At 56.9% G+C, this 12,932-nt stretch carries 14 protein-coding genes; 12 read left to right on the top strand and 2 right to left on the bottom strand.

What is annotated here, in order from left to right; genetic code table 11:
* The 6 genes from ccmE to AC2FFH_RS05000 all read left to right on the top strand — a co-directional run bounded on the left by ccmE (nucleotide 1) and on the right by AC2FFH_RS05000 (nucleotide 5,094).
* Nucleotides 1-447, top strand: a complete 447-nt coding sequence (ccmE, locus tag AC2FFH_RS05025; RefSeq protein ID WP_108858699.1) for a cytochrome c maturation protein CcmE — start codon at nucleotides 1-3, stop codon at nucleotides 445-447.
* 123 nt (nucleotides 448-570) lie between these two features.
* Nucleotides 571-1,182, top strand: coding sequence for a holin-associated N-acetylmuramidase (locus AC2FFH_RS05020; protein ID WP_496843896.1), 612 nt, complete (start codon nucleotides 571-573; stop codon nucleotides 1,180-1,182).
* The gene (locus AC2FFH_RS05015; protein ID WP_496765075.1) at nucleotides 1,173-1,751 is read left to right on the top strand and encodes a holin family protein; all 579 of its coding nucleotides are present in this window, start codon (nucleotides 1,173-1,175) and stop codon (nucleotides 1,749-1,751) included. Before AC2FFH_RS05020 ends, AC2FFH_RS05015 begins: the two co-directional genes overlap by 10 nt.
* Nucleotides 1,752-1,825: 74 nt before the next feature.
* Nucleotides 1,826-3,790 carry a heme lyase CcmF/NrfE family subunit gene (locus AC2FFH_RS05010; RefSeq protein WP_496844042.1) on the top strand — a complete coding sequence of 655 codons (1,965 nt, stop codon included), beginning with the start codon at nucleotides 1,826-1,828 and terminating at the stop codon, nucleotides 3,788-3,790.
* Nucleotides 3,787-4,242, top strand: coding sequence for a cytochrome c-type biogenesis protein (locus tag AC2FFH_RS05005; RefSeq protein WP_058271538.1), 456 nt, complete (start codon nucleotides 3,787-3,789; stop codon nucleotides 4,240-4,242). Before AC2FFH_RS05010 ends, AC2FFH_RS05005 begins: the two co-directional genes overlap by 4 nt.
* 75 nt (nucleotides 4,243-4,317) lie before the next feature.
* Nucleotides 4,318-5,094: an enoyl-CoA hydratase-related protein gene (locus AC2FFH_RS05000; protein ID WP_496776743.1), complete on the top strand. Its 777-nt coding sequence runs from the start codon at nucleotides 4,318-4,320 to the stop codon at nucleotides 5,092-5,094.
* Nucleotides 5,095-5,099: 5 nt separating this feature from the next.
* Here the strand turns inward: AC2FFH_RS05000 and bmt are convergent, their stop codons facing one another.
* Nucleotides 5,100-6,116 carry a betaine--homocysteine S-methyltransferase gene (gene bmt / locus AC2FFH_RS04995; protein ID WP_496843894.1) on the bottom strand — a complete coding sequence of 339 codons (1,017 nt, stop codon included), beginning with the start codon at nucleotides 6,114-6,116 and terminating at the stop codon, nucleotides 5,100-5,102.
* Between the two features lie 117 nt (nucleotides 6,117-6,233).
* Nucleotides 6,234-6,551: a DUF1476 domain-containing protein gene (locus AC2FFH_RS04990; protein WP_496765068.1), complete on the bottom strand. Its 318-nt coding sequence runs from the start codon at nucleotides 6,549-6,551 to the stop codon at nucleotides 6,234-6,236.
* 187 nt (nucleotides 6,552-6,738) lie between these two features.
* Here AC2FFH_RS04990 and purC point away from each other — a divergent pair, with 187 nt between their 5' ends.
* The 6 genes from purC to AC2FFH_RS04960 all read left to right on the top strand — a co-directional run bounded on the left by purC (nucleotide 6,739) and on the right by AC2FFH_RS04960 (nucleotide 12,504).
* Nucleotides 6,739-7,494 (top strand): phosphoribosylaminoimidazolesuccinocarboxamide synthase, encoded by a 756-nt coding sequence (gene purC / locus AC2FFH_RS04985; RefSeq protein WP_058271542.1) that lies wholly within the window; start codon nucleotides 6,739-6,741, stop codon nucleotides 7,492-7,494.
* A 138-nt stretch (nucleotides 7,495-7,632) separates the two neighbouring features.
* On the top strand, nucleotides 7,633-8,301 hold the full coding sequence (locus tag AC2FFH_RS04980; protein WP_496722693.1) for a MarC family protein: 669 nt from the start codon (nucleotides 7,633-7,635) through the stop codon (nucleotides 8,299-8,301).
* Nucleotides 8,302-8,419: 118 nt separating this feature from the next.
* Entirely contained in the window at nucleotides 8,420-8,650 is a 231-nt protein-coding gene (purS, locus tag AC2FFH_RS04975; protein ID WP_109311572.1) for a phosphoribosylformylglycinamidine synthase subunit PurS, read from the top strand.
* A 23-nt stretch (nucleotides 8,651-8,673) separates the two neighbouring features.
* Nucleotides 8,674-9,342 carry a phosphoribosylformylglycinamidine synthase subunit PurQ gene (gene purQ, locus AC2FFH_RS04970; RefSeq protein ID WP_496722696.1) on the top strand — a complete coding sequence of 223 codons (669 nt, stop codon included), beginning with the start codon at nucleotides 8,674-8,676 and terminating at the stop codon, nucleotides 9,340-9,342.
* A 36-nt stretch (nucleotides 9,343-9,378) separates the two neighbouring features.
* A complete protein-coding gene (locus tag AC2FFH_RS04965) occupies nucleotides 9,379-11,157 on the top strand; it encodes a sensor histidine kinase (protein WP_496739934.1) in 1,779 nt (592 codons plus the stop codon).
* Between the two features lie 12 nt (nucleotides 11,158-11,169).
* Nucleotides 11,170-12,504 carry a sigma-54-dependent transcriptional regulator gene (locus tag AC2FFH_RS04960; RefSeq protein ID WP_496722971.1) on the top strand — a complete coding sequence of 445 codons (1,335 nt, stop codon included), beginning with the start codon at nucleotides 11,170-11,172 and terminating at the stop codon, nucleotides 12,502-12,504.
* Nucleotides 12,505-12,932 lie beyond the last annotated feature (428 nt).

Below are 12,932 nucleotides of genomic sequence, written 5' to 3'. Positions count from 1 at the left end.
ATGAAAACGCTCAAGAAACGTCGTCGAATTCAGGTCATTGTGCTGGCAGCCGTCGCTTTGGCGCTGTCGACGGCGTTGATTGGGTATGCCATGCGGGACGGCATCAATTTCTTCCGTTCGCCCAGCCAGGTGATCGCCGAGCCCCCCAAACCGACCGAAGTGTTTCGGATTGGCGGGCTGGTCGAAGAAGGCTCGATCGTGCGGGGGCAGGGTAAGACGGTACGTTTCGTTGTAACCGATGGTGGCGATAGTGTTCCCGTGGCCTTTACCGGCGTTCTGCCGGACCTGTTCACGGAAAATCAGGGAATGATCGGCACCGGATCTTATGTGAACGGTGTCTTTGAAGCCACTGAAATTCTAGCCAAACACGATGAAACCTATATGCCCAAAGAGGTCGTTGATGCCCTGAAAGAACAGGGTGTCTATAAGGAAGTCGACGGAGGCTGATCCGGGACCGATACCTAACTTCAAACAGGGGCGTTGCGTGCACATGGCACACAGCGCCCTTTTTCATTGCCACGGGTTAACCAATTTGCCCGAGCCTTTGCGCAATCACAGGCGGAGGGTGCGATGCAGACGGTTCGGAAAATTGCGACTGAGATCGTGGGGCGAGAGGGTGGGTTCGTAGATGACCCGGATGATCCGGGCGGCGCGACAAACTATGGTGTGACCGTTCATACCATGCGGCGTCTGGGTCTGGATTTGTCTGGTGATGGGGTGGTGGACCAAACGGATGTGCGAAGGCTCAGCAAAGCGCAGGCCATTGATTTTTTCGTCCGACATTATTTTGAGCTTCCGCGCTTGAGACTGTTGCCCGAGATGGTCCAGCCCTCGGTGTTTGACATGTACGTCAATGCAGGTGCGCAGGCAGTCCGCATTCTGCAGCGATTGTTGCGCGAAATGGGTTTCGACGTGGTGGTGGACGGGGTTGTTGGGCCACAGACAGCTCGGGCATGCCGAAGCGCGGCCAAGTCTGACCCGGTTACCTTTGCAGATGCCTATGGGGTTGCACGCCGCAACTATTACTTCCGTCTTGCGGATCGAAGGCCCGCGTCCCGGAAATTCGCGCGCAGTAGGGCGGGCGGTAAAGGAGGCTGGATCCGGCGGGCGGAAGAGTTTGTTTCACCTTCCTATCACCTGACGGACACAGAGTTTCAAAAGAGGGTTTCACGATGGGATTGATCTCGGGTATTTTGGCTTTTCTGTTTGGAAACGAGCGCAACATCATACGAGAAACCGCCGAGGTCTTTCGGGAAAATGCAGAAAGCGGCGCCGAGAGGGGTTTGCAGATTCGACGGCAGGCTGTCAGTCAGTTCGGGGCAGAATTTCAGGGCTCTGGAAAAGCTCCGTTTGATCGGTTTATCGACGGTCTTAACCGCCTGCCCAGGCCCGCGATGGCACTGGGAACGCTTGGTCTTTTTGTGGCGGCGATGGTCGATCCGATCTGGTTTTCGGCGCGTATGCAGGGGATCGCCCTGGTACCCGAGCCGTTGTGGTGGTTGCTGGGGGTGATCGTGTCCTTCTATTTCGGCGCGCGGCATCAGGCCAAGGTGCAAGAATTGCAACGCGAAATTTCGGCCACCATGATGCGCACTCCGCAGGTGCTTGAAAGCCTAAAGGCGCTGGCTGAGATGCGTAGCGACGGCGTGGGCGTGGCCAAATCCGGCCCCGACGCGGCACTAACAGCAGCCGTAATAAAACCTGACGAAAACCTTGCGTTAGAGACATGGCGGCGCAAAAGGACCGGCTGACCCGCGACACTATGTTCGCGGCAAGGGGGCGAAAGTGATTGGTGCTGGTCACGCAACAGGATTATATCTGGGGCATGATTACAGAACTTGGCCATTTCGCCCTGATCCTCGCCTTCCTCGTCGCAATCGTGCAGTCGATCGTTCCCTTGATCGGCGCAGCCAAACGTTGGGTCGGCTGGATGGGGGTCGCGGAACCCGCCGCAATCGTCCAGTTCTTGCTGGTTTCTTTCTCGTTCGGAGCCTTGGTCTGGGCGTTCGTGACTTCGGACTTTTCCCTGCGTGTGGTCGTCGAGAACAGCCATTCGGCCAAGCCGATGCTGTACAAGATCAGCGGGACATGGGGAAACCACGAGGGCTCGATGCTGTTGTGGGTTCTTATCGTGTCATTGTTCGGAGCGATGGCTGCTTTTTTTGGGGGTGGCTTGCCACCGACATTGAAAGCGCGCGTTCTATCGGTTCAATCGATGATTGCGGTCGCCTTTTTCGCGTTCATCCTGTTCACATCGAACCCGTTTGAACGGCTGATTGTCGCCCCGTTCGATGGTCGTGATCTGAACCCGTTGTTGCAGGATCCCGGCTTGGCCTTCCATCCGCCGTTCCTGTATCTGGGTTATGTGGGGCTTAGCATGGCCTTCAGCTTTGCCGTCGCCGCCCTGATCGAAGGGCGCGTTGATGCCGCATGGGGCCGCTGGGTGCGTCCGTGGACCCTTGCCGCGTGGATATTCCTGACCATTGGCATCGCTCTGGGATCATGGTGGGCCTATTACGAGCTGGGTTGGGGCGGTTTCTGGTTCTGGGACCCGGTGGAAAACGCCTCGTTCATGCCATGGCTTTTGGCCGCCGCGCTGTTGCATTCCGCCATCGTCGTGGAAAAACGCGAAGCGTTGAAAAGCTGGACCATCCTTTTGGCGATCATCGCATTCGGCTTCTCGCTGATCGGGACATTCATCGTGCGGTCGGGCTTGCTGACTTCTGTGCATGCCTTTGCAAATGACCCGGAACGCGGCGTCTTTATCCTGATCATTCTGGTGCTCTTCATCGGTGGCGCACTGACCCTGTTCGCGGCCCGCGCGCAAGCGATGGAGGCAAAGGGTGTGTTCAGCGTGGTTAGCCGCGAAAGCGCGTTGATTCTAAATAACATCCTGCTGGCGGTCAGCTGTTTCGTGGTATTCTTCGGAACGATGTGGCCGATGGTGGCAGAGATGGCGTTCGACCGTAAGCTCTCGGTCGGCGCGCCATTCTTCAATGCGGCCTTCACGCCCTTTATGGTCGCCCTAGGTATCGCGTTGCCGATAGGGTCCATGTTGCCATGGAAGCGAGGCAAATTGGGCAAGACGGCCTATTCCCTGCGCTATGTGTTCATCTTGTCGGTCGCGTTGGCCCTGTTGGTCTGGGTTATGCAGACCGGACGCAGCGCCCTTGGGCCGATCGGACTGTTTCTTGGGGCCTGGATCACTTTAGGTGCGGCCGTTGATTTATGGAGCCGCACCGGTCGCAAGGGCAGCATCCAACGTCTGTTCCGCTTGCCGGGCGCGGACTGGGGTAAAGCGGTGGCTCATACCGGGCTTGGAGTAACCATCTTTGCCATTGCCGGTCTGACCGCGTGGGAGGTTGAAGATATCCGCGTTGCGCAGCCCGGTCAGCCGTTTGAAGTTGGGCAGTTCACACTGACGCTTGAAAATGTCCGCAACGTGCAAGGGCCGAACTATTTTTCAACCACTGCGGATGTTCAGGTTGAAAAGAGCGGTCGATCTATGGGCACGCTGCATCCCGAGAAACGCAATTACCCCGTTGCCCGGATGCCTACTACCGAGGCGGCGATCGACTATCGCTTTTGGGGCGACCTCTATGTCGTGATAGGGGACCAGCAAGCCGATGGTGGTTGGGTCATGCGGACTTACATCAAACCTCTGGCCAACTGGATCTGGGGCGGATGTATCCTGATGGCATTAGGCGGGCTTCTGAGCTTGACTGACCGCAGGTTCCGGGTGGCAGCGGGTGCGCGCAAAGCACCCTCGGGTGGAGTACCGGCGGAATGAAGCGTCTGATCCTGATTTTCGCCCTGATCGCATCGCCCTTGTTTGCGGTGCAGCCAGACGAGGTACTGGAGGATCCGGTCCTGGAGCAACGCGCGCGTGACCTGAGCACCGGCCTGCGCTGCCTTGTCTGCCGCAATGAAAGCATCGACGAAAGCAATGCCGAACTTGCTCGCGACCTGCGCCTGCTGCTGCGCGAACGGCTGGTCGCGGGCGATACCGATGAGGAAGCGGTCGATTTTATCGTGGATCGTTACGGTGAATACGTTCTGTTAAAGCCTACGGTTACGGGGGCGAACCTGATGCTATGGCTGGCCGGTCCGATCATGTTGTTGATCGCCGCCGTGATAGGCTGGAGTTTTTTACGCAACCGATCTCAGGCGGTGGGCACGGAAGTCAAGGACGGCCTCAGCGAAGCTGAGAAAGAACGCCTGCGCCAGATTCTTGACGACTGACCCACCGTATTTCTTTCCCTTCGTCTTGAATTGAGTCAGGGTTCCCTAATGCCGTGAGCATGGGGAGAGCACTACATGGACTATGAGGCTATACTGCTGGATATCACTGACAATCTGGCAGTGGTAACCCTGAACCGGCCCGACAAGATGAACGCGCTGACCGCACAGATGCGGGCCGAGGTCACCCATGCGATGACACATGCGGCCCGGCATGCGCGGGCAATCGTGCTGACAGGGGCAGGGGGCGCCTTCTGCTCAGGTCAGGATCTGGGCGATTCTTCCAGCACTGGCCGGATTGATCTGGAACGCACACTGCGCGACGAATATGATCCCATGCTGGAATCCATCTACAACTGTCCGGTCCCAACCATCGCAGCCGTCAATGGACCAGCAGCCGGGGCCGGGGCGAACATTGCGCTCAGCGCAGATGTGGTGATTGCGACTGAAAGCGCGTATTTCCTGCAGGCGTTTTCCCGTATCGGCTTGATGCCAGATGCGGGCGGCACATGGTTCCTGCCACGACAGATGGGGTTCGCCAAAGCCATGGGGGCGGCACTGTTTGCCGACAAAGTCAGTGCCAGACAAGCGGACGAATGGGGCATGATCTGGGAAGCGGTGGCTGACGACGATTTCGACGCGCATTGGCGCAAGCGAGCTGCCTATCTGGCAAACGGACCGACCACCGCGTTTGGCGCGATCAAACAGGCAATCCGCGGAACTTACGACAACACTCTGCCGCAGCAACTGGAGATGGAGGCGCATTTGCAGGGCTACTGTGGCCGTTCGCGCGACTTTGCCGAAGGGGTAGTAGCCTTCATGGAAAAACGCCCCCCGAAATTCGAGGGGCGTTGAACAGTTTAAGCGCGACGCCGGCGGCGATTGCGCCGTTCGGGCACTGCCGCATCGTCTCCGGTACCGTCCGAAGCTGAAGAGAACGGGCCCAAAGCATCCGTGATCTGATCCAGCGTCGGACGTGTCCCGCGGCTGGTTGTATCCAGTGCCTCACGCATTTTGCGCAGGTGATCTGGCATGGTGCCACAGCACCCGCCGATGATCGTGGCACCCGCATCCCGTGCCATCGCGGCGTACTGCCCCATCAATTCAGGCGTGCCGTCATAGTGGATATGGCCATCGACATATTTCGGGATACCCGCGTTGCCTTTGGAAATCACCGGACGTTCCGTTCCCTGAGCCGCAAATCCAAGCACAGTACGCAGGATGTCTGACGCACCGGTGCCGCAGTTGGCCCCAAATGCGATTGGCGGATTAGGCAGGGTTTCGACCAGTTGGGCCAGATCGGCCGACGTTACACCCATCATGGTACGTCCGGCAGTGTCAAAGCTCATGGTGCCACACCAGGGCATGTCGGCCAGCGCAAAAGCTTCCGCCGCTGCTTTGAATTCCTCTGGTGCGCTGATGGTTTCGACCCATAGAACGTCCGCACCACCTTCTTTCAGCGCTTCGGCTTGCTCGTGAAACATCTCAACAGCGCCGGCATGGGACAGGCTGCCAATAGGTTCCATGATCTCACCGGTCGGACCAACAGAGCCTGCAACAACAATGGTGCGCCCGGATTTGTCCGCCACTTCACGGCCCAGTTCGGCACCGATCCGGTTCAACTCACCAACCCGGTTATGGGCGTCGTGCAGTTTCAGGCGCGCGGATGTGCCGCCAAAGGTGTTGGTCAGAAACAGGTCGCTGCCTGCGTCAACCGAACCCTGGTACAAAGCGCGGATTTTATCCGGTGCTTCGACATTCCACAGCTCGGGCGCGTCACCTGATTGCAGGCCCATATTGAACAAGTTCGTGCCTGTGGCACCATCGGCCAGCAAAGCATCATTTGTTTCCAGAAGTTTATAGAGCGCATTTGTCATGGGGGTATTCCCAAATAGCCGAATAGGGCCGTTAAAAATTCAGACGCCCCGTGTCTCATGACCGGGGCATCAAATCAAATTCATAAAACTCATGAAGATCATGAGCCGAGTGTTTTTTTATTCGGTTTCGCTCAGGACCTGCGCTTTGGCTTCAGGCAATAGCTCGGCCATTTTTGCGCGGATTTCCTCATCGGACGACAACGCGCCCAAATCTCCGGCGACCTTGCGCACGACATCTTCGTGCCCGGCCTCTTCGAAATCGGCGATTACTACGGTTTTGGCATAGGCTTCGGCGTCCTCGCCGGACTTGCCCATCTTTTCTGCGGCCCAGAGACCTAGCAATCTGTTGCAGCGCGCCTGTGCTTTGAACTGCATTTCCTCGTCATGGGCGAATTTAGCCTCAAAAGCGTTTTCGCGTTCGTCAAAAGTGGTCATTGGTTGCGGACCTCATAGATTACATCTTCTTTATTGATGATATGACTATAGCTGAGCGCCTGTGCAAGGGAATTGCGCTGCGTCAAAGCCTCTCGGTCCGCTGAACTTGCGGGAAAGGGGGGCTTGGACTATGAGGGCGCCAACGCGAAGGGACTCATTCCCTCGCCCCGGACTGGAAAGGTCGCTCATGGCGCGTCGCAAAAAGATCTACGAAGGTAAGGCCAAAATTCTGTATGAAGGCCCGGAACCCGGCACCATTGTCCAGTATTTCAAGGATGATGCCACCGCGTTCAATGCGGAAAAGAAAGATGTCATCGACGGAAAGGGCGTGTTGAACAACCGTCTGAGCGAGTTCTTCATGACTGGCCTCAACCAGATTGGTGTTCCGACCCACTTCATCCGTCGCCTGAACATGCGTGAGCAATTGGTGCGCAATTGCGAGATTGTTCCGCTTGAAATCATCGTTCGCAACTATGCGGCGGGAACAATGTCAAAACGTTTGGGCATTGCCGAAGGGACGCAACTGCCGCGCCCGATTGTCGAGTATTGCTACAAAGACGACGCGTTGGGTGATCCGCTGGTCACCGAGGAACATATCGCCGCTTTTGGCTGGGCCAGCCAACAGGACATGGACGATATCCTGAGCCTCGCGCTGCGCGTCAATGACTTTATGAGCGGCATGATGCTGGCTGTCGGCATTCGTCTGGTCGATTTCAAGATCGAGATCGGTCGCGTTTACGACGGGGATTTCCAGCGTTTGATCGTGGCTGATGAAATCAGCCCCGACAGTTGCCGCCTGTGGGATATCGAAACCGGTCAAAAGCTGGACAAAGACGTATTCCGCCGCGATCTGGGTAGCCTGACGGACGCATATTCCGAAGTTGCACGCCGGCTGGGCGTATTGCCGAAAAGCAACGTCGCTAAGCCCACGCTGATCAACTGATCACACGGGCGAACCGGATTTTATCAAAAGCACTGCTATACTCAAAGCGGTGCTTTTTTCTTTGTATCTGGCGGTTTGACAGGATTGCCGGTTGTCCGGCATTGTCGGGCAAATAGGAAAACGAGAGTAGCGCTATACATGGCCGAATTGTTTGATCAGGCAGTTTTTCTAAAGTTCCTTGCAGCCCTTCTGGCGATTTTCAACCCGCTCTACGGCATCCCGATTTTTCTTAGCATGACGAAAGGGTATTCGGCCCCCGAACGCCGGCGGGTAGCGTTTATCGTGACGGGTACGGTGATTATTATCGGTCTGATAGCGGTTGTGATCGGAGAAGAGATCCTGGCTGTGTTCGGGATCGACATACCCTCGTTCCGTATTGCCGGGGGTCTGATCATCTTCGGTATTGGTATGTCGATGCTGAACGCGTCGGACAGGCCACAAGGGGATCAGCAAGCTGTGGAGGAGGGGCATAAGAAAAAAGAAAACATCGCCGTTGTACCGCTTGCAATTCCGTTGACTATTGGGCCCGGCACTATTGCGATAACAATCGTCTACTCTCATACGCTTAGCGATGGTGCCGAAGTGGTGACGCTTGGCACGGCAATCGTAATCGCTTGTTTGATCGTTGGCTTAGGCTTGTTGTTCGCCGATCCGATCTCGCGCTTATTGGGGATGACGATGATTAATGTCATCACGCGTGTCATGGCTCTCATACTTGTGGCGGTCGCAATCGAGATGGTTTTGACAGGCACGTTCAATGCAATTGACGCGCACTATCCTGGTCTGATTTCCGGGGGTGGCGGGTAGCGGGCATAAGTGCGGTCATCTGCCCACTTCAAGAAGGGTTGTCGAACGCCTTTCAGCACGTTATCCCCCGCGCAACGGAACGGGCCGACAATATCGGCCCTCAGCTGGAGTTGCGAGAATGAAAGCACGTGTGCATGTGATGCTCAAAAACGGGGTCCTCGACCCGCAGGGTGAGGCGGTGCGTCACGCATTGGGTGCCATGGGCTTTGATCAGGTCGAAGGCGTGCGGCAGGGCAAGGTGATCGATCTTGAGCTGGCCGAAGGCGCGACCGAGGCGGACATCACCGAGATGTGCGAAAAGCTGTTGGCCAACACGGTCATCGAACGCTACGAAATCGAACTGGTCTGAACCTTATCCCCGGAGGCCCCGCCATGCGCGCAGCTGTCATCGTATTCCCAGGCTCAAACTGTGACCGGGATCTTGCCGTCGCTTTCGAACAGGCAGGTTTTGAGGTCGATATGGTCTGGCACAAGGACGCCGCGCTGCCTGAAGGTGTGGATATTGTCGGCGTTCCGGGTGGCTTTTCCTACGGCGATTACCTGCGCTGCGGCGCCATTGCTGCGCAGTCACCGATCTGCAAAGCCGTGGTCGAACATACCAAACGTGGCGGTTATGCCATTGGTGTCTGCAACGGGTTTCAGATATTGACTGAAACCGGCATCCTGCCGGGCGCTTTGCTGCGCAATGCCGGTTTGAAATACATTTGCCGCACGGTCGGTCTGAAGGTGGAAACCAGCGACAGCGCGTTCACCGAAGGTTACAATGCGGGCGATGTGATCGGTATTCCAATCGCGCACCATGACGGTAACTATTTTGCGGATGACGCCACACTGGCCAAACTGCAGGATCAGGATCGGGTCGCGTTCACCTATACCGAGAATCCGAACGGCTCGGTCGGGGATATCGCCGGTATTCTGTCTGAAAATCGCCGGGTGCTGGGAATGATGCCACACCCTGAACGTGCGGCGGATGACGGCCATGGTGGAACGGACGGAACGGCATTGTTCCGCGCATTGTCTGGTGTTCTTGCCCCAGCGTGACTTGAGGTTATGATCCAGCCCGCGTAACTTTCTGGGATGAGTTCCGAAGTTCGCTCTGGCTGGTCCTTTCTGACAAAACCGTTTCGTGGTGCGCCATTGGGTTGGCGGCTGCGCTTGGCGATTATCATTCTTTTGATCGCAACGGTCACCACGGTTTATGTAACCAACCGTCTTCTGACGGACCGGTTTACTGAATCAACACGAAACCGGGCCGAAGTGCGGCTGGCGTTGTATTCCGGCAACTTGCTGAGCGAACTGCGCCGAAACGCAATTGTTCCGCAGCTTTTAGCACGCGACCCGACGTTGATTTCCGCGCTGCAGTCCAGTGACTATTCCCTTTCCACCCAGCGTTTGATTTCGTTTGTCGAAGAGATTGGCGCGGCCTCGCTGATGTTGCTTGACGGGGACGGGCGAACTGTTGCGGCCACTGATCGTGCTCGCTTGGGAGAACCACACCGGAGTTCGCCGTATTTCATTGATGCAGTGCGGGCGAATTCGACGATCTTCACCGTGATTGAAAAGGAATCGGGCGGCTACAGCTTTGTCTATTCAAGACGAATGGAAGCCAATGCCGACGTTCTGGGCGTCATCGTGGTCGAGGTCGATCTGCAGAAATTCGAGCGCGCCTGGGCAGGTATTTCCGACGCTGTAATGGTGACTGACAGTACCGGAACGATCATTCTGTCGACTGAACCGCAATGGCGGGGGCTTGAAGAGAACGCCGCGTTGCTTCGCCAGCCGGCGCAAGGTGCCATTCAGCGGGCAATACGCGCCACAACAGACTGGACCGCGTTGCCGCCAGACGCCTATCTGCAGGGTGAGGCGGTGATGCGGATGGAAACGCGCATCCCGTTCCGGGGATGGAAAATGACGTCGTTCACCACTTACGAGTCGATTCGGGAAAAGGTTAACAGCGTTATCGCGCTCGAGATCATGGGTTTTGCGATTCTTCTGGCACTGGCCTTCTATGCGCTTAGCCGTCGAGCCACGTTCCGCATGGCGTTGTTCCAGCGCGAGTCGGCAGAGCTTCGCGCATTGAACTCAAGGCTAAAGCGGGAAATTGCTGAGCGGGAAAGGGTTGAAAAAACACTGGAAGTTGCCGAACAGACGCTGGCGCAAAGCTCGAAACTGGCCGCTTTGGGTGAGATGTCGGCGGCCGTGAGTCACGAGCTAAATCAACCCCTGGCTGCAATGAAGACCTACCTGGCTGGCGCACGTCTTTTGCTGCGTCGGAACCGGCCTGAGGAGGCGTTGGCAAGCTTTGGTCGGATCGATGGTCTGATCGAAAGGATGGGGGCGATTACCCGCCAGCTCAAATCCTACGCGCGTAAGGGTGCGGATACGTTTTCCCCAGTAAATCTTAGTGAAGCGCTGGCATCGTCGCTGTCCATGATGGAGCCGCAACTGCGCCAGCGTCACGTCAAGATCACCCAGATACTGCCCGACGAACCGGTGTCAGTTATGGGCGATCGGATGCGGATCGAGCAGGTGATGGTGAACCTCTTGCGCAATGCGTTGGACGCCACCAAATCTGTATCCGAACCGGATATCGAAATCATACTGGCAGCGGGCGATACGGCGGTGCTGACAGTGCGCGATAACGGCTATGGAATCGAGAACATCGAAAATCTGTTCGAACCGTTCTATACTACGAAACAGCCCGGCGACGGGGTCGGTCTGGGGCTTGCCATCTCTTCCGGGATCGTGAACGACCATGGCGGAAGGCTGACTGCACGAAACAGCCCACAAGGCGGGGCCGTGTTCGAGATGCAGTTGCCGATACTGGGAAGCGACGGCCTAGAGGCCGCGGAATAACGAGGAATGACTATGGCACAGGCCATGAAGATCGCCATTGTGGATGACGAACAGGACATGCGCCAGTCGATCAGCCAATGGCTGGCACTGTCGGGATATGACACGGAAACCTTCGCCAGCGCCGAGGACGCGCTGAAAGTGTTGGGACCGGAATATCCGGGTATCGTGATCTCGGATATCAAAATGCCCGGCATGGACGGCATTCAGCTCCTGAAAAAGCTTATGGGCGCCGACAGTACGTTGCCGGTCATCATGATCACCGGTCATGGCGATGTGCCGATGGCGGTAGAAGCGATGCGCGTTGGGGCGTTTGATTTCCTAGAAAAGCCCTTTAACCCTGATCGCATGTCGGAACTGGCCAAACGCGCCAGCAACGCGCGCCGACTGACCTTGGACAACCGTGCCTTGCGGCGCGAGCTGTCGGGCGGAACCCAAATCATGAACAAGTTGATCGGCGCCAGCCCGGTCATGGAGCGCCTTCGTGAGGATATCCTAGATCTGGGGCAGGCCGATGGCCATGTGCTGATCGACGGTGAGACCGGCACTGGTAAGACACTTGTGGCCCACGCTTTGCACGCGGTTGGCAGCCGTGCTGGCAAGAAGTTCGTTCTGGTATCCTGTGCCGCGCTTGAGGAGGAGGCGCTGTCGAAACGCCTGTTTGGCCCAATGATGCCGGAAGACGCGCAATTGCCAGCGATCGAAGAGGCTCGAGGCGGTACACTTGTGCTAGAAGACGTAGAGGCGTTGAGCGATACGCTGCAGGCCCGGTTACTGAGCGTGATGAACGATCAAGGAACGCCGGCCGAAACCCGGATCATCGCAATTTCGAACCTGCAAGAAGCAGGCAAGACCAGCGAAGACGTTCTGCGCCCGGACCTGTTCTATCGTCTTGCTGCATTGCGGATCACCATGCCGCCTTTGCGTCAGCGTGGCGAGGATATCCTGACGCTGTTCACCCGGCTGAGTGAGCAGTTCTCGGAAGAATATGGCTGTGACGCGCCACAGGTAAGTGCACAGGAAGCGGCTCAGCTTTTGCAAGCGCCGTGGCCGGGCAATGTGCGGCAATTGATCAACATTGCGGAACGGGCCGTTTTGCAATCACGGCGCGGTTCCGGAACGATTGCGTCGCTGTTGATGTCCGATCATGAAGAAATGCAGCCCGTGATGACGACTGAAGGCAAGCCGCTCAAGGAATATGTCGAGGCGTTCGAGCGGATGCTGATCGACAACACGATGCGGCGCCACAAGGGCTCGATTGCATCTGTGATGGACGAACTTTGTTTGCCACGTCGAACCTTGAACGAGAAGATGGCGAAATACGGGCTGCAGCGCTCGGACTATTTGTAAGAAAGAGAGGGGGCCAGCCCCCTTTTGAGCCTACGGCTCAAGTCACCCCCGGGATATTTTTGGCCAGATGAAGCGATCCCGGGGCTTTGTGTTGTTCTTCTCGCAGTTTGCCCATTGTGTTTTCCACAGGACTGCTTTTATTGTATCTGGACGGGCAGGGCTAATTTGCGCCCAAAAGTCCCGAATCTTTGAGTTTCGCTGCTCTGTCGTTGATGGTGATCAATCCCGCAAGGCAAAGCAGACCGATTATGCCCCCAAGGGGGCAGTTGAACGCCTGAGCTCGCAAAAGCGAGCGAAAGGAATAAATGGGCAGGCAGCGGTTAGATCTGCGCCTGTCGGAGAAGAACCGCGATGACGCGCGCGCAACGATTGAGTATACGGGCAGGGGGCCACAGCGCCAGACCCTGCCGCGCGCCGTCCGAAATCGC

Source organism: Ruegeria sp. YTSC003 (assembly GCF_059609785.1).
The sequence above is the reverse complement of the archived record's forward strand: the minus strand, read 5'-3'. Positions and strand labels throughout refer to the sequence as shown.

Bases quoted from the DNA above. Each gene is read 5' to 3' on its own strand.
- ccmE (WP_108858699.1), top strand. From the start codon at position 1: ATGAAAACGCTCAAGAAACGTCGTCGAATTCAGGTCATTGTGCTGGCA.
- AC2FFH_RS05020 (WP_496843896.1), top strand. From the start codon at position 571: ATGCAGACGGTTCGGAAAATTGCGACTGAGATCGTGGGGCGAGAGGGT.
- AC2FFH_RS05015 (WP_496765075.1), top strand. From the start codon at position 1,173: ATGGGATTGATCTCGGGTATTTTGGCTTTTCTGTTTGGAAACGAGCGC.
- AC2FFH_RS05010 (WP_496844042.1), top strand. From the start codon at position 1,826: ATGATTACAGAACTTGGCCATTTCGCCCTGATCCTCGCCTTCCTCGTC.
- AC2FFH_RS05005 (WP_058271538.1), top strand. From the start codon at position 3,787: ATGAAGCGTCTGATCCTGATTTTCGCCCTGATCGCATCGCCCTTGTTT.
- AC2FFH_RS05000 (WP_496776743.1), top strand. From the start codon at position 4,318: ATGGACTATGAGGCTATACTGCTGGATATCACTGACAATCTGGCAGTG.
- bmt (WP_496843894.1), bottom strand. From the start codon at position 6,116: ATGACAAATGCGCTCTATAAACTTCTGGAAACAAATGATGCTTTGCTG.
- AC2FFH_RS04990 (WP_496765068.1), bottom strand. From the start codon at position 6,551: ATGACCACTTTTGACGAACGCGAAAACGCTTTTGAGGCTAAATTCGCC.
- purC (WP_058271542.1), top strand. From the start codon at position 6,739: ATGGCGCGTCGCAAAAAGATCTACGAAGGTAAGGCCAAAATTCTGTAT.
- AC2FFH_RS04980 (WP_496722693.1), top strand. From the start codon at position 7,633: ATGGCCGAATTGTTTGATCAGGCAGTTTTTCTAAAGTTCCTTGCAGCC.
- purS (WP_109311572.1), top strand. From the start codon at position 8,420: ATGAAAGCACGTGTGCATGTGATGCTCAAAAACGGGGTCCTCGACCCG.
- purQ (WP_496722696.1), top strand. From the start codon at position 8,674: ATGCGCGCAGCTGTCATCGTATTCCCAGGCTCAAACTGTGACCGGGAT.
- AC2FFH_RS04965 (WP_496739934.1), top strand. From the start codon at position 9,379: ATGAGTTCCGAAGTTCGCTCTGGCTGGTCCTTTCTGACAAAACCGTTT.
- AC2FFH_RS04960 (WP_496722971.1), top strand. From the start codon at position 11,170: ATGGCACAGGCCATGAAGATCGCCATTGTGGATGACGAACAGGACATG.